Raw genomic sequence first — 23,381 nt, 5'->3', positions numbered from 1 at the left:
CGACGGCGCTTAGGTGAAGCTCCTCTCCGGTCTGCCACACGAGCGTCCAAACGCCGCCGCTGGCGATGCGCTCACGGTGACGGTCCGTCTGCGCCGTGCCGTGGACCTCCGTGCCAGCGGGAATCACCAACTTGCCCGCGTGGTACACGTTCTCGGTGACAAGGCCGACGATGGGCGTCTGAATCGAGGCCGAGTCCACCGTGATAACTGTCTCGCAAGAGATCAGCCGTCCGAAGGGAGCATAGACAGAACCCAACCCCTTCGGTTCGACGACCCCGGCGGCGGAGTCGGCAAAGAGGCTGATCGGCGCGAGCGCGGCGGGTGGCGGTTCTTGCTTCGGCTTCTCAACTGCAAGTTTCGGTGGCTCGTTGGTTTTCGGTGGTGGAGGCAGCGGCTCTGGTTTCGGTGGCGGCGGATGGAACGGTTGCATCGGTCGCTCGACGGTCTGCACCACCTGCGGTTTGTCCGTCGCGTTGGTCTGCGAGCGCGAAACGCGGATGTCCATGTCGCCGCGCGAACGAGACCGATCACGCAGCGCGCTGAAAAGCATCAAGCCCCCGCCAAAGATGATGACGAACAAAACCAGCTTGCCGGTCCGGGTCTTGAAGAAATTGAGGAAGTCGCGCGGTTTCATGGGTTGATAGGAGTTTGTTTGGCGCTGGGCGCATTTGAGGGCGTGAGACCCGACCGTCCGGTCGCGTTCTGCGACTCTGCAATCGCGCGACGTAGAGCCTGGCGTGCAAGGGCTTCACGTTCGGGGGTCATTACGTTGGGTGGCGACGGCGACGGTGATAGTGGTGGGGTGGTTTCTGTTGTGGTGGAACTTGTCGGCGGTGAGTTTGTGCTGATCGTCGCCGGTGGTGGCTGCGATTTGAGCCGAGTAACCAGAACGGTGAAATCATTCTTGAGCGAAAGCTCGTTGCGTCCGCCGTCCGGCGTGCCGGTGATGGCGAAATAGACCGTGCTGGCCGCGTTGACCGGGAGCACGCCAGGGGCGTCGCTGATGGACTGGTAGTATAGCCGGTCGCCGACACGCACACAGAAGCTCGCCGGCAAGTAGCGAATCTCTGCGGCGGACTTGTTCCGCAATGTGACGTGGAAAACGAGCGTGTCGTCCCCATTGAAACGAAACACCTCCTCGACGCGAATCTCGTAGTCGTTGAAGTCGCTGACTTGCGGCTTGTCCCCAAACGTCCTGGCCTCCGCGCCGGCCACGGCGTCGGGCTGTTGCTTCTTCAAAAGTGGAAACGCCTTCGCCTTGTCCAGCAAGGCCAGCAACCGTGTCGGCGTGACGAGTGGGGCGGGTTGAACCGTTTCAGTCGTCGTGCGATCTTCGAGATTGAGCGCGAGCACCGGCGTATCGCTTTCGACCAGCTCGAAAACGTAAGTGCGCTTGTTCCACCGGATGTTGAGGTTCGTTGCCGCCTTGCGCGCGAGCGCCCGAACGGACACGAAGGATGAACCCTTTGTGTGCGCGAGTTGGAATTGCCCCGGCGTCTTTCCGTCAGCCGTCACTCCCACGGCATCAATCGCAGTGATCGTGCCGGGGAAACTGATGGTCGTGACGCGGTTGGTCGCCACAGGCACGGTGACGACCGCGCGTTCGTCGAGCGTGACACGCTGAATGGCTTCCGGTGAATCGGCAAGCGCGACGGTTGCTGTCAGTAAGAGAAGGCTAATTGCTGATTTCATATTTGAAGTCGCCGACAGCGGTAGGAAAACGACCGTTGGCGGCCATGTTTGGGTTGCGGAGCAAACGGAGACTCAGTTTGAAGTTGAAGGCTTCGGTGAACACCTTTTCCTGGAAGATCCCGGTGCGGATAACCTGACCAGAGACGGCGACGAGCACTTCATTTTCGCGCGTCGCGAGAATGTCAATTTTCGCAATCTCCGGTTTCTGATGAAGCTGCTTCGCTCGAAACTCAACTGCCTCGCGCGTTCGGTGGTCCTGAGCCTTTTGCAGCGCAGATTTGAGAAACATTTGCCTCAACAAATCCGGGTGGTCGAAATCCTTCGGGTTGCGTTCGAGGAAGGTGATGGCGGCGAGTTCCGCCTGCTGCGCGTGCAAATCCTTCGCCTCCGAAAACTGAAGTAGCGGGCTGATGTAGTAGGTCTGCGCCGGGTCAATGATGACGACGCGCTCGCGCTGCTTGAATTGCTCAATAATGTGGTAGCGGTCCAACGCGGCGAGGACCGACACGGCGACGGCCACGAAAAACCAGAACCACGGCAGGCGGTCTCGTTGTGCGAACAGTTGCGTCGGGTCGAAGCGCTTTCGAGCAAGTCGGGCGGTGGGAAAACCGTTGCCGGTTAGTGTTTGGCGAGGATTGATTTCGGTGGTTTCCATAAAACGTCAGTAATAGTTGCCTTTGCCCTTGGAGATGAGTTCACGGACGGCTTTGTCGCCGGTGATGTCGTCGCCCGGTCGCCCGCGAGCGGAGCGCGGTGGCAGACCTGAACCAGCGATGATGATTGCGCCGGCGCTGCCGTGTCCGGCTGCGGTTGAGAGCGTGCTCAAGATTGCAGCCATGCCCGCCGCTCCAGCGGTCACGGCCGGAACGCCGATGGGAGCGGCAACGGCGGCAGCGCCCGCCGTCGTAGCGGCGGTTTGGAAAAAGCTGCTGAAAGCTCCAGCGATAAGTTGGCCGCCAGCGAGTTCGCCGGTGGCGAGAACCTTCTGAATGACAAGCGGCGCGGCAATCGTGCTGAACACAATCCAAAACGCGACCACAACGACGCCAACGGTGGCTTGCAGCGAATACAGGGTGGCAGTTGGGTCAATAAATCGGAACGAAGGGTCAGTCATGAAATCGAGAATTCCCTGCGTGATGAGCGCGGCAACAGCCCAACCGAGCGGCCAGAGAAGAACTCCAACCAGGTGCATGAGGTAGCGATTGCCGATGGAGCGCAGAGGACGAATCGCCATGAATCCGATGAGGAGCGGCGACAGCGCGTAACCAGTGAACAGAATAAACTTCTGGATGATGTAGGCCCAAAACACGAGCAGCGACGCAAACTCCCCGACCAGCCAGAGGATGCCGGAGATGAGAACCTCAACGGTGAATCCACTCAGGTCGCCGAGAATGTCCCACCACGAATGGCCGGTGCTCGTGTCACGCCGGACCACTAGGAGTTGGTTGTACTGGTCCTGCACATGGCTTGGATCAACACCCAAGCCGTCGAGGATGGAAGTCTGCACCAACGATTGGGCATGATTGCCCCACTGCGGCAGCATCACGAGCAAGGCAGTGAGCACGAACAAGCGCATCATGTGCAGCATGAGCGTCTTCCCGGAGAACCCGTGTAGGACGAAAAGAATCGTCCCGACGATGAACAGCATGAACGCTACGATGCGCAGCAATTCGTGCAGTTCGGCGCACTTTTGCAGGAACGTCGGAAAGAGGTTCTCGAATGTGGCCATACGTCGGGACGATTTGAGGTTGCGGTTACTGGATTGGGAACGCCGTGGGCGCGTTCATCAGGCGGAACGTCTGCCCGTATTTCTGCAACGCCTCGGTGAACTCGGCGTGCTGCTGTTCCTTCTTCGCTTCGACCTGGCGTTGGGCGTCGTTGCGGTTGGCAACGTCCTGCACAAGCGCGGACGCCGTGGCCTGATTGATTTCGTAGTCGGTGTTGTTAAGCGCGGATGAAAGGCCGATGAGAACACCCGTCAGCTTTTGAACTTCCGCGTCCGTCTTCGCAGCCTTGAGCGCTTCGGTGGTCGCGGCGATTTCGGTTTTCAACGCGATGCGCCGTGCGGTCGCGTCGGTTGAGACGGACAGGTAGTTGTCCGTCGTCTTCTGCACGGCGGCGACGGGCAGATACGGCGCTTGCAGGCGCGTCACCGTTGTTCCATTGGGAGTGCTGAACGTCGTGCCGATGCTGTGAAACAGGCCGCTCGCGTTGTAGAGCATGGCTTCACCTGCGTTGACGGCTGTTTCGAGCGTCGTCAGCGTCTGGCCAAGCTCCGTTTTCCGCAGATCGTTGACGAGCGGCTGAACCGTCGAGAGCAGGACCGCCTTCGGATCGCCGAACAGGTCTTCGTAGTGTTTGAACTCGTTGAGTTGGTCGGTGAGCTTTTGAATTTGCTGCACCTGGTTGTTCACCATCTCGACGTATTTGGCGATGTTCTGCGCCTGAGCCATGATCTGTTGCATGTTCATGGTCGGGTCATAGACAATCCACTGCGCGCGCGCGGAAACCGCGACGCCGAGTGTCACGAGGGTGAGTGCGATGAATTTCTTCATGGTGTGCCTTTCGTAATGTTGTTTTTCGTTTCAACGGCGACACGCCGCTGATTACGGAAAAGGATTTACCACGAAGCGGAGAAGCAGCGGTGTATCAGCTACACAACATGCAACGAAGTCCTTGTGGATGGACGAGGAATGGACGGCGCGGCGGACTTGAATCAAACCTCGGACCGATGAACGTGTCTCGCCGGGTAGATCGGTGAGTCGTGGAAAGAGGTTTTCTCCACAACTCCCGCCTTTGCAATTTCTGCTGTCTGCAATACTCTCGTTGTCGCGTCTGCCGGCGAAGGAAGCATAGTCGGCAACAAACCGACCCACGATGAAAGCAGAAGATGTTCGTCTAACCGAATTGCTCGAAGGACCGAAGCAATTCATCGTGCCTGTCTTTCAGCGCGATTACAGTTGGGGCACGAAACATTGTCTCCAATTGTGGAAAGACATCGTGCGCGTCGGCTCGAACGAGAACGCCAAAGCGCACTTCGTCGGCTCAGTGGTTTACATCGCAGCCGAAGAAACCTCCGCCAAGATTACGCGCTGGCTTCTCATCGACGGCCAGCAACGCCTGACAACTTTGACACTGCTGCTGACCGCCTTGCGAAACCGTATGCCCGGCGGCGACGCGAACGCCCAACAAGCCGCCAACGAGGATGGCCTCCCGACGCGCCTTGAATTGGAAGATTACTACTTGTGCAACACACATGGAAAAGGCGACCGCCGGCACAAACTCCACTTGCGCCGCTCCGACCAAGAAACATTGGTCGCAATGCTGGACGGAAAGGAGCAAGGCAACGGCGTGTCTGAACGCATCCGCGAAAATTTTGAGTTCTTTGAGGAGCAATTGGCCGACGCCGATCTCGACCTGATATATCGCGGCATCAAAAAGCTAGTGGCCGTGGATGTATGCCTGACACGCGGGCAAGACGACCCGCAGATGATTTTCGAGAGCTTGAACTCCACGGGCCTCGACCTCACGCAAGCGGATTTGATTCGCAACTTCGTCCTGATGCGACAGGAAGAACAGTTGCAGACGCAGCTTTACCAGGAGTACTGGCAGCCGATTGAGACGGCTTTTGGCTCACGCTACCGGACGGACTTCGACAAGTTCGTGCGTGATTATCTCACCTTGCAACTCAAGCCGAGCAAGCAGTTGAAGGCCGATGAGATTTACCAACAGTTCCGAAACTATTTTCACGGTGTCGGTGGCAATAATCCCATCGAGGACATCCTTGCGAACCTGAAGCGATTCGGAAATTACTACGTTGCATTCAGTCTCGGTCAGGAATCGGACGCCAAGCTAAAAGAAGCGTTCCGTCGTCTGCGATTGCTCGTCGAAGTTGCCTCGCCCGTCGTGCTGAGGCTTTACGATTGCTTTGATCGCGCGAAGACTTTGTCGCTTGCCGAATTCGTGGAGGCGGTGGAACTGCTCGAAAGTTATGTATTTAGGCGCTCGGTCTGCGACATGCAGACGCGCAGCCTCGGACAAATTTTTTCTTCGCTGGCCTATCGCATTAAAGACGATGCCCCACTCCTTAGTTTGAAGGTTGGGCTGCATCGCCAGGGTAAGAAACGGCGCTTCCCCACAGACGCGGAATTTCGCGAGGGTCTCGAAACGCGCGACGTTTACGACATGCGACACTGCCACTACCTGCTCGACCGATTGGAAAATGACAGCAAAGAGAAAATCGAAACGTCGAGTTTCACCATTGAACACATCATGCCGCAGAACGAGGAGTTGTGTGCGGAGTGGCAAACCATGCTTGGCGCGAATTGGAAAACCGTGCAGGAGGTCTGGCTGCACCGTCTCGGCAACATTACGCTCACGGGCTACAACTCTGAATACAGCGACCTGCCGTTGGACAAGAAGAAAACGCTAGTGGATAAGGACGGAAAGCAGGTCGGCTTCAATTTCAGCCCGCTCAGGTTGAACAAGTACGTCCGCGACCAGAATGCTTGGACCGAGACAGAGATGGAAACACGGGGGAAGGAATTGGCCGCGAAGGGTGTTGGCATCTGGCCGGCACTGGTAGCGGATATGGCTGCCGTCAAAGCCACAGAGCTGGAAGAACGAAAAGTACAGGCTGCCAAATTCAGCCTAGATAAGTTGGAGTTCGACTCCGAATCCAAAGCTCTGTTCGATCTGCTGCGCCCGCAGATTCTCGCTCTGGGCGAAGATGTCATTGAATTGTGTGGAGCAAAAAGCGTCACATATCGCGTTTACGATTTCTTCGTCGAGGTCATTCCAAGGAAGCGGCGTGTGTCACTCATTTTGAATCTGGATTTCGAGGAATGCGATGACCCGACACAGCGAGCGTTCGACGCAACCGAATACGCCTTTATCACTCATGCGTCGGAGACTGGTGGTGTCCTATTCAGCTTGGAAGACACGTCGCATATCGCTCCCGCTGTCCATGTGGTACGGCAGGCTTACGAGAAAGTTGCAGAGTAGTTCGACCAGGATGTTCCGCCGAACTTCCATTCCTTACTCCTCGATGCGGAGGAATTTTGTTGATGGTTGGAACGTTACCCCGTCAATGCGCTGTTCAGGCAATTGCACGGGATAAAGGCGGACACTGCCGACCTGGTTACGCTGCTTCTGCATGGACACGTAAAGCCAATACTGCTGCTTCACGGCATCGCTCTTGCCTTTGTCGTAGCCCGCCGCGTAAGCCTTGTCGGACTGCTTCTTGGCCGCGTAGTGGAGTCCTTCGCTCAAAATGACTCCGCCCGCCGCGCCAGCGGCGGTGGCGAGCGGATCACCATTGGAAAGCTCGTGGCCAAGGTAAGCGCCGCCCGCGCCGAACGCGGTGTCGGCAATCGGGCGCGTCGCTGCGCAACCGGCGAACAGGCCGAGCACGAGAACGCAGAGCAGTGTTTTGAACGTGAGTAATTTGATCGTGTTTTTCATAAGTGTTAATGAGTGTTGGATTCCTTTTCTGTCCGGCGATTGGCGTGAAGGATGATGCCCTCGACGACGCTCGAACTTTGGCGAAGCTCACGGGCGCGGCGGTCGAAATGCTCGCCGCTCGAACTGGAGCAGTAGAGCATTTCTGGCGACGCAACGTTGTGAACCGTACCACAGAGATTTCGCGCCGAGTCGGTATGGAGATATGTGAACGGCGAATACTTCTGGCCCGTCTGATGGTCGGGCAGCGGGTAGTTCATTATGGCGTGCTGCGTGACCTCTGGCAGTGCGATGTCCTTGCCCATGTCCTCCAAGTCCGTGCGGTCGTTCTGGCGCATGATGAAGAACTGCCGTGAATTCCCGAACACGGCCGAGCGAATGCGCGACTGCTTGAACCGCGCATACTGCTGCACAATGGAAATGTTCCAGCAATTGAACTTGCGAAGCTGGGCGTAGGACTCCTGAACGATTTCCTGGCCACCTGGGATGTCGAGGAAGCGGGCGACTTCTTCGTACACGTTCCGTTTCCGAAGCGCGCGCGGCAACGTCATGATGTGCTTGCGGGCGTGATTGGTGATGAGGAAACCCGCTGCCGCTTTCAACTCCTTCGCTGACTCCGGGATGTAGCCCAACTCGAAGTGAGCAACCTTGCCGGTGAGCGAGAGATTACTCGTGCCGTCGAACAGGCAGCCGTAATTGCCGTCGCGACACCACGGCAGGATGAGCGTCGCGATCTCCATGATTTGATCGCGCTCCGCGCCCATCGGATCGAGCATCATCAACTCTTGCAGCATCCGGTGCGTTGGGAATTCATCGGACGCGAAATGAGCGAAGGCGAGATTGCGGACCTCCTTGCTGGTCTTGGGGTCTTTGAGAAACCGCAGCGTGGAAGCCTCATCGAATTGGTTCTGGTAACTCTCGGCTTCGTCCGGGTGGCTGGTTTTCCAGTCGCGGAAGTCGGCGAAGGTTTCCAAGCTCGTTGCGCCGGGCGGCATCCGTTCGGCGCGGAATTGTTGAAGCGCCAGCGCGTGCCGAGCGATGCCGAGCAATTGGTCATGGCGTTTCTTCTGCCAATCTTGGAACGCATCCTCGTAAAGCAGATTGATGTATTTGGCGATTTGCGCCTGCCGGAGCATCTGTTTGTCTTCCTGCACGCTCGTGCCGATCATTCGCGCCACGAGTGCGGTCGCCGCCGACAAATGGTCGGGGGTCAACGGGAGCCCTTTCGTGTCGAGGTAGTTGATGGTGAGATCGCCGTCCGGGTGAATGATGATGGGTCGCGCCCCTTCCTCGACCGTCGCGGTGTAGATGCCGTAGGAAAGTCCTTCCTCGATGATGACGGTGTAGGCAAAATATCCTTCCGTCTGTGTGAGCAGGTCGCAGACAGTTACGGATTTTCCCGCGCCGGACATTCCGAGCAACACGGCGTGCTGCGGTGTTTTGTTGTCGGCCGACCCGGAGAAAGTTTCGATGCCCACGAGGTTGTCCTGCGGGCCGTCGTAAATCGCCTCAGCGCCGGCCAGGTGTCCGGTGAAGGTGCTCGTGACAGGGAGCATGTCCGCGAGAAAGCGATGCTCTGCGTAAAGTTTCCGGTGCTCGTAGCGTCCCCACGTCCAGCCGGGCCAAGTCTGGAAAAACAAATTTTTTGATGTGGTCGGTAGGTTGCTCTCGAAGTACTGCGCCGCGTTCATCGAGTTGATCGCGTTCTTGATTGCTCCCGCTTTCGCGTTCAGGCCGTCGCGTGTCTTGTCCCAAACGCGAATCGCGAGCATCGCATGAAATGGGATCGTCTGGCCCTGCATGAGCGCGTGAATTTTCTTCTGCTTCTTCTCCATCACGGTGAGGAGGGAAATTTTCTTCTCGCTGGCGTAGTCGCCGGCCACGCGGTCATGTTCTTTTTCCTCCTTGTTGATTTCCTGCGAAATGGGGAGCGGGTCTACGTTGACCGTGATGGTGTAGTCCAGGAGGCGAAGATTCGTGAGGCGCTGGATGATGCCCGGATACGTCGTGCGCGGCCAGCGGGTCAGGACAATCAACGAGTGGTAATGGCCATCGAGGAAGAAACCGAAATCCGACTGGCCGCTGCCTTCGCTGTGCCAGCAGTTCTCCTGAATCGAAAGCTCTGGCGCGAAACCGTCTGCGGGGTCGAAGTCGAAGCGGTCGTTGAGTGACGGATTGAGAAACCGCTTGTAGTGCCTGAAATGGTCGAGGTCCGACATGGGCAAGATGCGCGCACCGCCCGAACCGAAGATTTCCAGCAACAGCCGGTGAATGTGCTCGAACTCCGTTTCGAGTTGGTCGAGCAGTGTGTTGTAATAGTCGCGACGTGCGGCGACGGTCTGGAACGCCTTCGGCAGATTCTCCAGCGAGCGAGAGATGTAGAATATGACGCGCTGACGGCGGAGTTTTCGCTCCGACATCGCCTGCCAGTAGCGCGAGAACCGTTCGTTGCGCGCGCGCTTGGTCCAGACGTTGGAAAATGTCTCCGTCTCCTGCTGATAGCGCAGCAACTCCCCCTTGTAATCGGAATCGCAGAAGTACTGTACTTGCAGCCGCTGATGCTCGTGGAGCGACGCGAGCAAGAGACAGAGTTGGTCTTGAAAATCGTTGAGGTCGGCAGCCGGGCTGTTCGTGAGATCGGGCGCTTCAAAGATGAAACCTTTCGAGACGTAACCACCGCGACGGAGATGGTTGAACACCATCATCCCGCGAACAAAGAAACCATTGGGGGCGCGTTCGGGCATAAATCAGTGGCGTAATTTTATTGCGGAACGACACGGTGACTCTTGTTGGAGGTCATCTGAGTCGCGTTTGAGTTTTGTGAGGTCATCCACGAGTTGCCACACGGTCCGAGCGCGGCCAACTCCATGCACGGCAACCGTGGCCTCCTGAATGTGCGCGAGCGCCCGCTGCATGTGTACGCGTGCGGTCACGTCAGCGCAGTCCACGTCCAGGTTTGCGCGCAACGCGGCTTCGGCAGCGTGGAGCTGTCCCAGCAAGGCCTGGCGCTTGGCTTCCCTATTGTTGGCTTCGCTGGGATTCATGGTAGTTCCTCAGAAAGAGGGTGACGGAATGTTCGCGTGTTCTGGACTTCCGGGGCGAAACCGCCACTCGACAGCCAGTGCTCGAAGCAATCCCGGTCGTAACCGGGCGGCTTCCCCTGCCGCAGCCCAAAGATGTAAGCAAGACAGAGCGCCACAGGTAGCGCCGCGACGACGAAGGAGGTCAGGAATGACGACTTCAACATGACCAAGGCGACAAAGAACACCGTGATGCCCACTCCGACGCCGCCAACGAGCCACCAGAAAAGACCCCCCTCCAAACCCCATGTCCGGCCTTTGGAGTCGGAAGCGGCGTTGGTGTCGGTGAGGCGGAGATTTGTTTTCATGGCAGCTCGGGGCGACGGGTGGCGGGTTGTCGGGCGAGATCAAAAGTTGCCGACGCCGACGCTGCTGTTCGCGTCAATGCCGAAGATTTTGTAGAACGCAAAGATGACTGCCGGGGCAGCCGCGATGATCGCGCCGCCGATGATGGACATCTTGCCCTGATCCACGTCGCCGCGACGGATGGCGAAGCCTCCGTAGATGACACAGGAGATGCCGAGCACGAACCCGAACATCATGATGACGGCGAGGCTGTTGCTGATGCCGGTCTTGAGGTCGGTGGAGTTGAAGCCCGTGCCTTGCGCGAACGCCGACAGAGTGTTGAGGGAGAAAATCGCGGCAACATAAAGGATTGAGGGAAGCCGCGAGCGAACTTTAGGACTGATGTGTTTGATTAACTTCATACGCGTTTGTGTTATTGTTTTTTCGTCTCAGCGGCTTTTCCGCCGATCACGCGATGACAATCTCACAAGCGCGCAGCTCGTTGGTGTATGTCCTACACAACATGCACGCCCAGTCCCTGCTAGAAATCAGGGATGAACAAAACCACAGACCCGACGAAGCTCACCAAACTCCACGAACTAGACTCACTGCTGCCACGCGAAATCCGCGGCCAGTCCCACGCGCTGCCACGAATCGTCTCCGCCGTGCGGCGCGGCGAACTCGGACTAACGAAACCAGCGCGCCCGCGCGGAAGTTTTCTGCTGCTCGGACCAACCGGCGTTGGAAAAACAGAAACGGTCGTCGTGACGACAACGCAGGTGTTCGGCGCGGGCAAATTGTTCCGATTCGACATGAGCGAATTTCAAAATCAGGAGGCGCTCGGTTTGTTGCTCGGTGCGCGACTTGGCGAAGTCGGCTATCTGGGCGGCGTGCGGGAACGCGCGTCGGAAGGCTCGCTTCTTTTTGATGAAGCGGAGAAGGCGCATCCGCGCGTGCTCGACATCATGTTGCAACTGCTCGACGCCGCGCGCATCACGGTCGCGACGGGCCAGACACTCGATTTCAGCGGGTTCTACATCTGGCTCACGTCAAACATTGGCTCGGCCGAGTTGATGAGCCTCCAACATTCCAACGACGCAACATTGGAGCGCCACGTCCTCACGCGCGCACAACAAACTCTACGCCCGGAAATTTTCGCGCGGGTGAATGAGAAGCTCGTGTTTCATCGCCTGAGCTACGAACACCAATTGGAGATTGCGGAGAAATTTCTGTCTCGTGAAATCGAATTCCTGGCCGGTCGCAGCCATAAGCTGGAACTCGATAACACGGTGTTGCCGTTCCTTGTGCGAAAGGGATTTCACCCGAAGCTAGGCGCTCGTCCCATGCGCGATGCTGTCGAGAAGTTGGTGGGTGATGCGGTCAGCGAATGTCTGCTCGATGCGCGGCAGGCGTGTGGAGTTCTCGCGATGGACGAAACGCGGGATTGCCTCGTCGTCCTCTGATTCAACCGAGGTAGAGGTACAGATACGCTTCGCCGATGTCCTTGTCCGGCTGCATCGCGCCTAGTTTGCGCCGCCGCAATTGCGCGCAAATCTGGCGGATTGCTTTCCGCTTCGTCGCGTTCCTGGGGAGATGAACGAGCACGCAATCCGCAAACTGGTCGCCAGTCTTGGTGTCGTAGATGTCGGGCGCGATCACTTTGGCGGCGCCAGCGTGGTATAGCTGTTCCACGAATGTCGCGGCGTCACGCTCTCGTTTGAAACGCCCAAGCGAATGCGCGAACTTGCCCCCTCCATTCTTCAACCATGTCCGCGCCTCTCGACGATGCTGCTTCTCCAAAAGCGACGACACGAAAACCCGGTAAATGTGTTTCTCCATCGCCCCGTTCTTCGGTGGCAGCTTCGCCGGCTTGCCCCTGAGTTTCGGCAGCGTTTTGTCTCTTGCCGCTGCCTCGCGATATTCCTTCGGGGTGACAATTCGACCGTGAACGTAGAAGCGTTCCGAGAGCAATGTTCCATCACGCAGCCAGATTCGGTTTCGTCCGCTGAATTCGCCGCGCACCGTGGACACTTCCATTTGGAGTTGCCCGTTGTCGTGCCACGCCCGCTGTACACCGGTGCCGCGAACCATTTTGTATTTGCCGAGCAAGCGGCCCGCCTCATCCCATTGGCGGCAAATGCCGTGAGGCACTCCATGCTGGTAAGGTTCTTCAGACGCAAGCAGTCCGTTCTTGTGCCAGGTGCGGGCGACACCATTTCTGCGGCCATTCCGTAAGGGGATTTCCTCACGAATCAGCCCGGTGCGATAAAAGTGTCTTTGGATCGTTGTTCGCACAATGCGAATGCTGTCTGCGGACGGCTCCCCCACCGTCGAGTTTCATTTAATACCCGATGCGGGAGAAATGACAATTCAGGTTTTCACCCACTCGAATAACAGTAGGGGCGCGAACTCAACGCACCCCCACGAGAGGGACCGCGAAGCCCCAATGAGAGAAGCACGCCAAGCCGCGCCCGATGGGGCGCGTGCTTCGGCGGCTCTCTCGTCCAGTGAAAGTTCGCGGTTTTCTCGTGGGACCGAGCCGTTGCGACGCGAAATGTTTTATTTGGTCGTTAAGTCATACAGTGCAATTTCAATTGCAGGGGATACGGTTAGCAGGATTTGCACAGGTCGGCAACAGCTTCCGCCCAAGGAAGCCAATCGGCACTGTCCCTCATTGCTGCTATCCCAAAGTCATGTTGCGACAGATTCCCGCGATGAAAACCTAAAGGCAAAACTCCCGGCGGCGGCGGGCGAGTCAGAGGAGGAACGGAAGCGCGAGCGTCTAAGCGAGCCGACCCGTAGTATCCTTGACGCGCCCGACGACGCCATACAATCAGCCCTGCTTTCATCGCGCCGTACCGACGACCAGCCGAATGGCTCCTAATTTTACAATCCCTGAATGGAAAACCGGAGATTCCCTAATCGTTCATCGAGAGCTTCCTCTCTTCAGTCGGCGCTGGGACTAGCGGCTTCGGTCTTCGGTCGGCGAGCGGGGTAAGTGGAGCGGAGAGCGGAGAGGAGCGTTTAGCGAATCGCAGCCGGAGCGCAGCGCCCGCCGCAGGACCACAGACGGAAGCCCGCCGCTCATGCGGCCCTGCACCATGCAAGCTCGTGACGAGCGCGCGGTTTGAGAAGCGGAGCGGGCGACGTCGAGAGGGGGACGGGGCGACGGGCAGCCCGTGGAGCGAAGCAAACCGCGCGTTGGTCACGGCGTGTCAAACGATTGCTGTCACTTACGCTTTATGAAGATGGCTTCGTGTTCTAAACCACCGTTGAACTCGTCTATCAAAGACACGACTTGTTGAACGGCGGGATGTTGAGCTTTGCGGAGTTGCATGAGCGTCCGTTGGTTCTTCTCGTCCGCGAGTAACGAAGTATTGCAGTGCCGACGAAAAAGGCTTGGCAAGTCGTCTGCGAGGAAAAGAGTGACGGCTTCGCCGAGCCGTTCGTGCTGCCGGAGAAATTCGCTCAAACCCACGGGGTCGTAATCCGGCAGATGCAACACACGCAAACCGCTTGAAACGCTGGAGGCCAGCCAGTCGATGAACCGATTTGAACTCACGCCGCCTGTCCAGATTGCGAGGTTAGGTTCAAGGCCCAATTTCTCAAACGAGTGAAAGACTGCGAGGTTTTCAATCAACGCGCATATGCCCCGCAAAGCGAACTGAGTGCGGTCGGTCAGTGTGAATGCAAACACGCCATTGTCTTTGGTCGCTCGGGTCGTTTCGACAACCGCGCCGTCGCGCATCAATACTCCGTCGCGGGTGCTTCGCAGGCAGACAATTTCCGGCAAATTGCTGGGTAGAGCTTTGGCATTGCGGAAGTGCGCTACGCCTTTGACCTGACTCGAATCAGAATCAGGAATATCCACGTCAGGAAAGTGCTGAAAAAGCCAACGTTCGTATCCAACCTGATTCATGACCGTCAGTCTTTGTCCCCCACCCACCTTGCTCCATCGAACGACGCCCGTATCGAACAACGGGGCGAGCGCGCGAATGAGCGCTTGGCCGCACACGGATTTGGGCAACATTCCGTCTCGGAACAGACGGAGGCACAGGCCGCGATGTTTTGGCTGAACCCCGGTCTTCATGCTTCGTGGGATTGGGGTTTAGCTTTCATGGTGAGACGCTGATCCTCTGTGAGGACGACGCGGCCCTGCTTGTTTGGCTCAAGAAAATAGCAGGCGTCCACCTCGCCGATGGCGCTTGGTGCGGCGGTTATGGCGATGAAGCCGAGCTTCTTGGCTGTCTGAATGACCGCGCGTTGATTGGCCGGGTCGAGGTCTTGTATTTCATCCAAGAAGAAGGGAATCGCCACGTCCTCTTTGTGAAGAAGACTTTTCAGGACGAGAAGATTGAAAAGGACCTTGATAGTGATGGTCGTTCCGTCCGACTCCACCTGGTGGAAGTCCGGGTATTTCTTCACTGTGTTATCGGCTCTGGTGACGTGGACTCCAAGGACGAACAGGTCAGCGATTCGCGTTACAGGATTTCGTCCCATTTTGGCCCGTACCCGCTCGAACACTTTGTCGAGTGGCGTTGTATCGTCCATCAGGTTCAATTCGCCAATGTTGGCCAGCCGTTCGATCAAGGAAATCTCGTCGGACTGCCTTTCAATGGTGAGTTTTACCGATTTGAGGTCGGAGACGTGAACATGAGTAAGTTCGCGATTCAGTTTGTCTTTTGCACTCTCGATCAACTTGAGGTCGTTCAATACCTCTTGGAATCGCCCTTTCAAGGCGTGAATCTGGCTGTTCCAGCGAAGTTGCAACGCTTCTTCACGTTTGGACAAAGCATCGAGTTCCTGCTCCAAGTTCCGAATGGATTCCGCCTCGTCCTTTCCCCTGTAGCGGTCGGCAAAGACGCCGAGTTTGACGAATGCGACTTCCAAGTCACGAGACATGTCCGAAGCCTTTGAGTGTTCTCGCAGATAAAACGAGACGGCACTGTCGAAGTCTTCAGGAATTTCCGCGTCGGCGCGCGGACCAGCATTGAACAAGGCAATTCGGTCGTGGCACTGGTCGTAACGCTTCAAGACTGCCTGGTATTCCGAATCGGCGGCTCTCCGCTCAATGTCCAGCTTTGCAAGTTGGTCACGGTGGCCTTCCCGCGCTGCATCCAAGTCGGCGAGTGTCTTTGTGGCGGCATTAATGGCCCGCTCAAGGTTTTTGACGTTCTCCCGCCACTGCATTTCGCCCGCCAAGTCCTTTTGGAATTGTTTGTAGGCTGCCAGCTTGTCCGCCTGCTGCTGCTTCTGCTGCTTCAGTTCTGCAATGCTCTTCGCGACTTCGGCCTGACGAGTCACCGCTTCCAGCAAAGCCGTGAGCCGGGCAACATTCTTTTTCCGCCGCACCAGTTCTTTTTCCAGTGCTTCGACGTTTTGGAACTTGGAAAGAACATCACTTGCCGGCCCAAGCCGCGCCGTCATTGAGTCGTCTTGATAAACACCATCCGTGATCCGGGAAACCAGTTGGCGCAGTCTCGCGACAACCTCCTTGGAATTCGAGAGCGTGATGCCAGTCCGACCAACCGCCAACCCTAGCAGGTCTTGACTCAGGATACGAAAGAGTCGCGAAATCTCGTCGTCGGAAAAATGCTCCCGCAGGGAAGTGACCACCAATCGGCTAAAGTGCTCGATGGATTTGGCCGTTGCCTCAACTTCGTTCTCTGCGGTTTGAAGTTGTCCCTTAACCGATCCCGCCGTTTCGGTTGAGGCTTCCTGCTGCCGGTTCAGAAGTTCACTCAACCGTCGTTCCAGATTATCAAGATTTACTTGCTCGAACGACTCGGCAAATCCTGCGTAGGTCTTCTTGTTCGCCTCCAGGGTTTTGAGTTGAAGTTCGATTGGAGATTTCTCCTGGAGAAGAAGTTCCTTTTCCTTCTGCTTCGCCTCTACAGCCTGCTTCGCTTCGTCGGCAGCTTTGCGGGTAGCGGTGATTTTGTTGGTCAAAGTCGCGGCTCGCGTCGAGTGGCCTTCATCAAACTTCTTCTTTCGTGCCTTCAAATCCTGCCAGCGGTAGTTGAGTTGCCCCCAAAGCACCTGTCGCTCGTTGAACAATTGGATAATGGATTGAACGTCCATTTGGTGGGACTTGAAAAGGCTGAGTTCATCGCGCTCGCGCCGCAATTGTTCATAATCGTCTCCCAAGATTCGGCGCGCATCAATTGCGACATAGTACGTGGGTAACCCGGCCAACATCAGCAGGCGTTCGCGCATTTGATCCTGCGTGATGTTGGCGAGGTTCAGGAGATTCTTGAGCGTATCACGGAAATCGGAGAAGCGTTCTCCGTCCTTCAGAGCAACAATGCCCAGACCCGTGTTGCGCTGTGCTGCGCTTGACAGGAGAATTGCCCGATGTTCCGCCGGTTTCTTCAGTGATTGGTAATCCCGGTCAACGAGCAGGGTGTTAATTTCACTTGGTTTCCGAACGCGGTCGCGTTCATCGAAAAAGTCCTCGCGGCGATAAGGCCCAAGATAAAAGAAACGCTCCGGGTCAGCGCCGGAAGCTTTGCTTGCTCCCCGCCAGCCGATCACAACCTGTCCGCGAACCGTCCGACACTCGAACAGCACATAGCTGTGTTCGTTGATGAAGTAGTAATCCAGCGTCTGGTCGAGGGTGTAAGAGCCAAACGACATTTTCGAGCGATCATCAATGTAAAGAAATTGCAGCGTGTTGATCAGCGTGGATTTGCCGGCGTTGTTCCTGCCGACAATCTGAAGCGCGCCATCAAGGGACACTTCGGCTTCGTCGTATTTTCCAGCGTTGATCAGAATGATTCTGGTCGGGCCGTTACGCATGGGATTCACCCTCGCTTTCCCGCGCTTGGGTCAGTCCCTGTCCGAGTATCGGGCTGGTTTCATCCGCGCTCTGACCGGACTGCTGTGATAATTCAAGGCACTTGCTCAACAGCCGGTGGAATGGGCGCAGGAATTTGAATTCATCGTCGGCTACCCATTTTGCCCACCCAACATTCTCAAGACGATTGATGATTTCCCGCAAGTCGGCGTAGTCCATGACATTAACTTGTTCGAGCCGGGAGCGGTAGCTGTCCAAAGTGGTTAGGTGCGGCAATCCTCTCAGAGTAAAGGTTTCGCCGAAAATCGTCGGTTCAACCGCGAAACCGCGCGTATTCGCAATGTGGTCAATCAGGATGAATGAAAAAACAGCCATCTTGGCAAGGCGCGGCGAGTTCTTGTCTTCGGCGTCCGGCTCGAAAAAATAGAAATCGTGCTCGTGCTTTCGCAGGGTGATTCCAAGGCCGGCAAAATAGCTGGCGTAATCTTCATAACGCTCGCTGTTGAGAGCCGCGTAAAGAACGTCGTCCTCCGGCGAGATGTGATAGCCGTTCTTCAGCTTCTCGAAGATTTCTTGAAGATGTGGCGGATAATTCATTTTGAAATTGCCTCCAACCGCACGGGATGCGCGCGAATCAAATGATTCGGTGTTTCGTAATCGCGAATTGCCTGGCCGGTGAATTCAGCTCGGAATCGCTCATGGAAAAAGAGGGTGGAAAAACCGGTAAGAAGTTGTTCGGTGTCCAACTTTGGATAACGAGCCGTCAGCCAGCCGAGCATATCGGCGACCGGAAGTTCAGTGGCAATTTCGTCCGGTAGCGTATTGAGCCACTGACGGTGCTGCATCGCGGCAGGTTTGTCCGCGGTGCGCGAGCGGCTGACCGTAGGTGGCGGTGCGGGAGGGTTGTTCAAATATCTTTCGACTGCCCCAATGATCGCCTTGTCACTGAACGCCTCTTGCTGGCGAAGACCGAAAACCCCGACAACCGCTACTTGCATCCATTCCTCGATCGTTCCAAGGCGAAGACGGTCAAGCGCCCAAGCCGCTCCTGTGGCTAGATTGCTGGAACGAGCCAACGACTGATAAAGCGGGGAGATTTCCTTCCCGGATTGCTCGAATACATTCAAGGAGTGTCGCCGGGTGACTCGGACAAGACGAAGATTCCTTTCCACTGCATCCACGGAGATTACGAGCGCGTTCGTGGTCGCGGCCTCCAACACGGCTTCGACTTCCGCAAATGTCGCCTGCATCGGCCCGTCCACCCGAATCACCTCAAGCATCGGTGCGATGTATTGCTGCATCCACCACACGATGCGTTGATATTTTTCCAGAACCGATACCGGCCGCTTGTCCGTTTTGTAGCGGGCAACTTCTGCAAGCACGCTCACATGAGTCGCGGAAACGTCGTCGTGCAAACGGCGCAAGGCGTGGGTCGTGTCGGCCAGTGCCAATTCTGCCAGGGTTGGGTTCTCTGCTGACAAGGCGTCTTGCAGCTTCTGTGCGAGTTGTTGAAGGCGGTTGATGTAGCTTTGAACCGTTTCAGATGACGCTGGCTTTGCCTCCTCAAGCAAATACCGAAGGATTGCCCGCACTGGCTCTGCCATCAGGAAATAACCCTCGGACTGGTCTGTCGAAACGAGAATGCGAAGGTTCTTGAGTTGCTTGGTTACGAACGTCGGCTGTTCGTCGGATTCGAGTGCGTGATTCTGGACGATGTTGGCGATTTCCGCCTCTGACAAATCCGTCCCGTTGGCGCGCTGCTCCAGTTCGCGCAGAAGCCCCACATGCTTTGCGCAAAATTGAAAGAATTCTTTCGGCGGAACGATCATGAATTTCCAGATTATTCAGACTTGCGCCCAGAATGATACCGAAGTGGGTGGGACAAATACAGTCCTTCCCTTTCGCGCGTGTGCGACCGGTGGTGGCGAAAGTTCCGGTTGTTTTTACAGAGCAAATCAGACGTTCTGGCTTCGGTCTGCGGCCGGCGAGCGGGGAAAGTGGAGCGGAGGAGCGGAGAGAAGCGTCTAGCGAATCGCAGCCGGAGCGCAACGCCCGCCGCCGAGCCGCAGACGGAAGCCAGCCGCTCTTGCGGCCCTGCATCATCCAAGCTCGTGACGAGCGCGCGGTTTGAGAAGTGGAACGGGCGGCGTCGAGAGGGGTACGGGGCGACGGCCAGCCCGTGAAGCGAAGCAAACCGCGCGTTGGTCACGGCGGGTGAGAATCTGAGTGCGCTACATTACTGCTTTTTCGTCACGGCAGCGCCGGATGCAAGAACATCAAGCGACACGTCAAACGTATCTTCGACAAATTTCCTTGTCTTTGGTTGATTTGCGAGAGATGCGACTACCCTACGGGGTGTGTAAAGTCCCGCGTTGCGTCGAAATTGTGCATCAGCGCGGGGTAGAGTCTTTCGCCAACGGATTCCAACAAGGTACTGAGCCAGTTCTGGATCGTCAGCATTTTCAAAAAGTTTTGGTTCTTTGAGTTCAGACGCATGAATTGGTTTTCCTCGGAAGCGGAACTTTCTTACTCGAACCGCTCGCGCGTTGACGACGCCTACACCCGAGTAGCCCCACTTGGTCAGATAGGAGACGACAACATCACCCGGATTCAAACGGTCAAGTTGTTCGCTCCAATTCCGTCCGTTGCCAGCCGCGAGGAATCCGAATCGTCGGCAATCTTCCCAAGAGCGATGTGGTCCTTCGGAGACGTTGACGTAGTAAATACTATTAAAGAAATCGAAATCCGGCAATTTGACGTGCATCCGATGCGCTGGCCGGAAATGCTTCGAGTAGTGGCCTTGCGCGAGGTTCGTCAGATAACGACCTTGCTTCCAAATGAGCGCACTTTCGACTAGGAGCGCCTCCCTTTCGCTAAGACCTTTGGCGATGACCCGAATGATGGGTTCTTCCCCTTCTCTAAGAATCGCTCGGATGCGTTTTGCCTTCTCGGATTCGCCCGATGCGTCTAAATGCACATCCTTTCGTCCTCCGCAGCCTTTACCGTAATAGAACTCTTCGTAATTCCTCGGGTCGATATAGACGTAAACGTAGTATTCAGTTCGTTCAACCATAATCTTCGCGAGAGATTAACCGCTTTCACAGCTCTCGCGCAACAACCGTGGCTTTCCCGCGCGCAATACACGCAACGAGAATCCTCGTTTGTTCTCAAACGGCTCAACTCGCGCTTCGATTTCCAAGACCGGATAGCGGACGGTGGCGAGGCCGTAGTTCTTGTAGGTGTCTGCAAAGAGTTCGGTCTCGACGATGCCTGTCCGGTCGGCGAGCGAGAGAAATTTCATCGCCTCACCGGTGATTTGATGATGCGTGCGCTGTTCAACTACGAGGCCGCACGTCGTGACGGTTTCGCCGACGAATTCGCCGAGACGGTTCACCGAGCAATACGTGTCCCACGCCACGTCATCAAACAATTCGAGCGGGTGGCCGCTGACGGCGAATCCGAACAAGTCGGTTTCCCATTCCAGACGTTCGCGATGCGTCGGCTCGTTCAGTGGAAGCTGTGGTAACTGTTCGAGTCCAGGTGGCGCGATGAGCCAGCCCTGATTCGGTTGATTGCCTGCACCAAATGTTTTGAGAAGATGTTGTGCCTGCCAAAACTGGCGGGTGCGCGTCTCTCCGAATTCGTCAAATGCTCCTGCGCGGATCATCGCTTCCAATTCCTCCCGTGTCGGGGAGACGCGGCGGACAAAAACCGCCAACGACTCGAATGGTCCGCGCTCACGAGCATCACGTATCGCGTCAGTGGTGCGCGCGGTGAGTCCCTTCACTCGCGTCACGGGTACGCGGATGAAATTGCCGTGCGGCACAAAGCTTGGTCCGGGTTCGTTCACTGACGGCGGCAGGAGTTTCAAACCAAGCCGATGACATTCGAGAACATAGACGAGCGGGTGGTAAAAGCCTTTGCCGTTCGTCAGCACGGCGGACATGAACTCGGCGGGAAAATACCGTTTGAGCCAAGCCGATTGATATGCCTCAACACCGTAGGCAGTGCTGTGCGCTTTGCAGAAAGCATAACCCGCAAATCCGGTGACTAGCGCCCAAACTTCGGCGGTCTTGTCCGGTGAATGGCCGCGTGAGCGAGCCGATGTGAAAAATTCGCCGTGAATCTCCTCGATGACAGCGCGCTTCTGTTTGTTCAACGCGCGGCGCAGCACGTCGGCGCGACCTGGTGGCAAACCCGCGAAAGCTTCGCACAACTGGAGGATGTGCTCCTCATAAACCACCAGCCCGTAGGTGCTGCGCAAACACGGTTCTAACGACGGATGCGGATACGTGACGGGTTCGAGTCCCTGATAACGCCGTGTGAAGCCAAGCTTCTTGCCTTCGTTGGCCGCGCCGGGGCGAATCACGCTGACGATGGCAATGAGGCCGTCAATTTCATGCACGTTGCACATGCGGGAAAGGCTTGTCATCGCCGGGCTTTCGATGTGATGAACTGCTCGCCCGTTGCCGCTGGCAATCATCTCCCACACTTCTGAGTCTCGCCACGGCTCAGGCGCTTGCGGATCGCCAAGCAACAATCGCGCATCGGATTTATCGCGCGCGATGCACCGTTCCAAATCCACTTCGATGCCGCGTCCGGCAAGCATGGCTTTTACGTCGCGCATCGCGGCCAAGCCGCCTTGCGCAAGAATATCCATCTTCACCAAACCAACCGTTTCCACCGCGTCCATGTCGAAGTGGGTTGTGGCGTAGCCCTTGTTCGCGATGAAGGTCGGTGTCAGTTCGTGCATCGGCTGGCGCGAGAGCACAACACCACAAGGGTGCATTTTCGGATAACGCGGAACGCCATCGAGGAACTCCGCCATTTGCAAAGCTGTCCGATACGGTTCTTCGTGGAGCGGCAAATCACGATTCTCTGGACTCGCTCGCAGCATTTCGATCAAACCCGCGCCGCCGCTCGGCGTCGGCTCGTCGGGAATCCAGCCGCCGCCGAAACTCCACGGGAAATGGTCGGTGAATTTCCTGACTTCGCGTTCCGCCACGCCAAGCACTTTGGCGACCTCCGCGAACGCGCTCCGGGCTTGGAACGTTGAAAAGCCGCCCACGACCGCGCAATGCTCGCGTCCGTATTTCTCGAAGATGAGTTTAACCACTTCGTCTTTGAGGTCGTGGGCGAAATCAATGTCAATGTCCGGTAGCTTGTTCAACGCCATGCGCTCCTTGTTCAGGAAGCGCCGGAAATAGAGGTCGAAGCGAATCGGGCAAACGCTGCTAATGCCAAGGCAATAGCAAACGAGACTGTCCGCCGCGCTACCGCGCGTGATCCACTCAATGCCGCGCTGCCGACACTCTTGCAGGAAGTTCCAGGTGATGAGGAAGTATTCCTCGTAGCCTACTTCGTTGATGATGCCGAGTTCTTCCATCACTTGCGGCTGGAACTTGTCGGCCTGCGTTCCATAACGCTCGCGCAGACCTTGCAGCACGAGCCGCCGCAGAAATTCGCTTGGCCGTGAACCGTCAGGCGGTGCGAATGCCGGGAACTGTGGCTTGCCGAAAGGAAGATCGAAGTTGCATCGCTCCGCTATCTCATGGGTGTGGCGCAACCAATCGGAATGTTCCTTGCAGGCAGTCACCATTTCAGCGAGAGAGCGGAAATGCAGTCGGCCTGCGCCGCGCTTCTCCGGGTGCTGCTGCCGCAAAAGTGTCAGCGTGCGGATGCTTTGCACGATGTCGTATTTCTGCCGGTCATCGGGGCTGGCATAGTGAATCGAAGGACAAGCGACGATAGGAAAGTTGCTCGCCGTGTCGCGCGACACGGCAAGGTGGTAGAAGCGATGCGGAAACAACTCCGCAATCTGCGTGTCGTCACTGACGGCAATCAATCCTTCCGTCAACCCGCTGAATTCCTCGCGCCGGAATGAACGGCGTTGTTGGTTTGCAACAGATGCTTCGTCAGCGTCCGTTGCCTTACGCTCTGCATGGCGCGACAGCAAACGGCAGAGATTGTGATAGCCGTGTGCTGACTCGACGTAGAGCAGAAGTGGGTTGTCGCCAACGCGCAACTCCGCGCCAAGGATTGGTTTCACCCCGTGTTGCTTTGCGGCC

19 protein-coding genes are annotated in these 23,381 nt (G+C 56.8%); 2 read left to right on the top strand and 17 right to left on the bottom strand.

Going from position 1 to position 23,381, the window contains the following annotated elements; translation table 11 throughout:
* From VN887_15925 to VN887_15905, 5 genes are all read right to left on the bottom strand, one after another.
* Nucleotides 1–634: hypothetical protein (locus VN887_15925; GenBank protein ID HXT41495.1), on the bottom strand; the 634-nt coding region annotated here is incomplete at its 3' end.
* Entirely contained in the window at nt 631–1,692 is a 1,062-nt protein-coding gene (locus VN887_15920) for a TrbG/VirB9 family P-type conjugative transfer protein (protein ID HXT41494.1), read from the bottom strand. The genes VN887_15925 and VN887_15920, both read right to left, overlap by 4 nt.
* The gene (locus tag VN887_15915; GenBank protein ID HXT41493.1) at nt 1,676–2,347 is read right to left on the bottom strand and encodes a hypothetical protein; all 672 of its coding nucleotides are present in this window, start codon (nt 2,345–2,347) and stop codon (nt 1,676–1,678) included. The genes VN887_15920 and VN887_15915 overlap by 17 nt, the downstream gene beginning before the upstream one ends.
* Before the next feature lie 6 nt (nt 2,348–2,353).
* The gene (locus VN887_15910; GenBank protein ID HXT41492.1) at nt 2,354–3,421 is read right to left on the bottom strand and encodes a hypothetical protein; all 1,068 of its coding nucleotides are present in this window, start codon (nt 3,419–3,421) and stop codon (nt 2,354–2,356) included.
* Between the two features lie 25 nt (nt 3,422–3,446).
* Nucleotides 3,447–4,247 (bottom strand): hypothetical protein, encoded by an 801-nt coding sequence (locus VN887_15905; GenBank protein ID HXT41491.1) that lies wholly within the window; start codon nt 4,245–4,247, stop codon nt 3,447–3,449.
* Nucleotides 4,248–4,569: 322 nt separating this feature from the next.
* Here VN887_15905 and VN887_15900 point away from each other — a divergent pair, with 322 nt between their 5' ends.
* Complete coding sequence (locus tag VN887_15900) at nt 4,570–6,696, top strand: DUF262 and DUF1524 domain-containing protein (GenBank protein HXT41490.1); 2,127 nt, start codon at nt 4,570–4,572, stop codon at nt 6,694–6,696.
* A 33-nt stretch (nt 6,697–6,729) separates the two neighbouring features.
* On the opposite strand, the gene VN887_15895 is transcribed toward VN887_15900, so the two are convergent.
* From VN887_15895 to VN887_15875, 5 genes are read right to left on the bottom strand one after another with little or no spacing between them, the layout of a single operon-like run.
* The gene (locus VN887_15895; GenBank protein ID HXT41489.1) at nt 6,730–7,155 is read right to left on the bottom strand and encodes a hypothetical protein; all 426 of its coding nucleotides are present in this window, start codon (nt 7,153–7,155) and stop codon (nt 6,730–6,732) included.
* Between the two features lie 5 nt (nt 7,156–7,160).
* On the bottom strand, nt 7,161–9,896 hold the full coding sequence (locus VN887_15890; protein ID HXT41488.1) for a hypothetical protein: 2,736 nt from the start codon (nt 9,894–9,896) through the stop codon (nt 7,161–7,163).
* A gap of 3 nt (nt 9,897–9,899) precedes the next feature.
* On the bottom strand, nt 9,900–10,196 hold the full coding sequence (locus tag VN887_15885; GenBank protein ID HXT41487.1) for a hypothetical protein: 297 nt from the start codon (nt 10,194–10,196) through the stop codon (nt 9,900–9,902).
* Nucleotides 10,193–10,540, bottom strand: coding sequence for a hypothetical protein (locus VN887_15880; GenBank protein HXT41486.1), 348 nt, complete (start codon nt 10,538–10,540; stop codon nt 10,193–10,195). Before VN887_15880 ends, VN887_15885 begins: the two co-directional genes overlap by 4 nt.
* A 39-nt stretch (nt 10,541–10,579) precedes the next feature.
* Nucleotides 10,580–10,939, bottom strand: a complete 360-nt coding sequence (locus VN887_15875) for a hypothetical protein (protein HXT41485.1) — start codon at nt 10,937–10,939, stop codon at nt 10,580–10,582.
* A gap of 132 nt (nt 10,940–11,071) precedes the next feature.
* Here VN887_15875 and VN887_15870 point away from each other — a divergent pair, with 132 nt between their 5' ends.
* Nucleotides 11,072–11,980: an AAA family ATPase gene (locus tag VN887_15870; GenBank protein HXT41484.1), complete on the top strand. Its 909-nt coding sequence runs from the start codon at nt 11,072–11,074 to the stop codon at nt 11,978–11,980.
* Nucleotide 11,981: 1 nt separating this feature from the next.
* On the opposite strand, the gene VN887_15865 is transcribed toward VN887_15870, so the two are convergent.
* From VN887_15865 to dnaE, 7 genes are all read right to left on the bottom strand, one after another.
* Nucleotides 11,982–12,812 carry a hypothetical protein gene (locus VN887_15865; protein HXT41483.1) on the bottom strand — a complete coding sequence of 277 codons (831 nt, stop codon included), beginning with the start codon at nt 12,810–12,812 and terminating at the stop codon, nt 11,982–11,984.
* A 934-nt stretch (nt 12,813–13,746) separates the two neighbouring features.
* Nucleotides 13,747–14,607 (bottom strand): hypothetical protein, encoded by an 861-nt coding sequence (locus tag VN887_15860; protein ID HXT41482.1) that lies wholly within the window; start codon nt 14,605–14,607, stop codon nt 13,747–13,749.
* On the bottom strand, nt 14,604–17,315 hold the full coding sequence (locus tag VN887_15855) for a hypothetical protein (protein HXT41481.1): 2,712 nt from the start codon (nt 17,313–17,315) through the stop codon (nt 14,604–14,606). The genes VN887_15860 and VN887_15855 overlap by 4 nt, the downstream gene beginning before the upstream one ends.
* Complete coding sequence (locus tag VN887_15850) at nt 17,308–17,910, bottom strand: hypothetical protein (GenBank protein HXT41480.1); 603 nt, start codon at nt 17,908–17,910, stop codon at nt 17,308–17,310. The genes VN887_15855 and VN887_15850 overlap by 8 nt, the downstream gene beginning before the upstream one ends.
* On the bottom strand, nt 17,907–19,142 hold the full coding sequence (locus tag VN887_15845) for a hypothetical protein (GenBank protein ID HXT41479.1): 1,236 nt from the start codon (nt 19,140–19,142) through the stop codon (nt 17,907–17,909). Before VN887_15845 ends, VN887_15850 begins: the two co-directional genes overlap by 4 nt.
* A gap of 407 nt (nt 19,143–19,549) precedes the next feature.
* Nucleotides 19,550–20,386 carry a GIY-YIG nuclease family protein gene (locus VN887_15840; protein ID HXT41478.1) on the bottom strand — a complete coding sequence of 279 codons (837 nt, stop codon included), beginning with the start codon at nt 20,384–20,386 and terminating at the stop codon, nt 19,550–19,552.
* Between the two features lie 15 nt (nt 20,387–20,401).
* On the bottom strand, nt 20,402–23,381 hold a 2,980-nt coding region (gene dnaE / locus VN887_15835), incomplete at its 5' end, for a DNA polymerase III subunit alpha (protein ID HXT41477.1).

The sequence above is a fragment of the Candidatus Angelobacter sp. genome (assembly GCA_035607015.1).
In the GTDB taxonomy this organism is placed as follows: Bacteria; Verrucomicrobiota; Verrucomicrobiia; order Limisphaerales; family AV2; genus AV2.
Note: the sequence above shows the minus strand (reverse complement) of the source record. Positions and strands in the feature narration are given on the sequence as shown.

Excerpts from the sequence above, each read along its gene's own strand:
- VN887_15920 (HXT41494.1), bottom strand. The coding sequence starts at position 1,692 with ATGAAATCAGCAATTAGCCTTCTCTTACTGACAGCAACCGTCGCGCTT.
- VN887_15915 (HXT41493.1), bottom strand. The coding sequence starts at position 2,347 with ATGGAAACCACCGAAATCAATCCTCGCCAAACACTAACCGGCAACGGT.
- VN887_15910 (HXT41492.1), bottom strand. The coding sequence starts at position 3,421 with ATGGCCACATTCGAGAACCTCTTTCCGACGTTCCTGCAAAAGTGCGCC.
- VN887_15905 (HXT41491.1), bottom strand. The coding sequence starts at position 4,247 with ATGAAGAAATTCATCGCACTCACCCTCGTGACACTCGGCGTCGCGGTT.
- VN887_15900 (HXT41490.1), top strand. The coding sequence starts at position 4,570 with ATGAAAGCAGAAGATGTTCGTCTAACCGAATTGCTCGAAGGACCGAAG.
- VN887_15895 (HXT41489.1), bottom strand. The coding sequence starts at position 7,155 with ATGAAAAACACGATCAAATTACTCACGTTCAAAACACTGCTCTGCGTT.
- VN887_15890 (HXT41488.1), bottom strand. The coding sequence starts at position 9,896 with ATGCCCGAACGCGCCCCCAATGGTTTCTTTGTTCGCGGGATGATGGTG.
- VN887_15885 (HXT41487.1), bottom strand. The coding sequence starts at position 10,196 with ATGAATCCCAGCGAAGCCAACAATAGGGAAGCCAAGCGCCAGGCCTTG.
- VN887_15880 (HXT41486.1), bottom strand. The coding sequence starts at position 10,540 with ATGAAAACAAATCTCCGCCTCACCGACACCAACGCCGCTTCCGACTCC.
- VN887_15875 (HXT41485.1), bottom strand. The coding sequence starts at position 10,939 with ATGAAGTTAATCAAACACATCAGTCCTAAAGTTCGCTCGCGGCTTCCC.
- VN887_15870 (HXT41484.1), top strand. The coding sequence starts at position 11,072 with ATGAACAAAACCACAGACCCGACGAAGCTCACCAAACTCCACGAACTA.
- VN887_15860 (HXT41482.1), bottom strand. The coding sequence starts at position 14,607 with ATGAAGACCGGGGTTCAGCCAAAACATCGCGGCCTGTGCCTCCGTCTG.
- VN887_15855 (HXT41481.1), bottom strand. The coding sequence starts at position 17,315 with ATGCGTAACGGCCCGACCAGAATCATTCTGATCAACGCTGGAAAATAC.
- VN887_15850 (HXT41480.1), bottom strand. The coding sequence starts at position 17,910 with ATGAATTATCCGCCACATCTTCAAGAAATCTTCGAGAAGCTGAAGAAC.
- VN887_15845 (HXT41479.1), bottom strand. The coding sequence starts at position 19,142 with ATGATCGTTCCGCCGAAAGAATTCTTTCAATTTTGCGCAAAGCATGTG.
- VN887_15840 (HXT41478.1), bottom strand. The coding sequence starts at position 20,386 with ATGGTTGAACGAACTGAATACTACGTTTACGTCTATATCGACCCGAGG.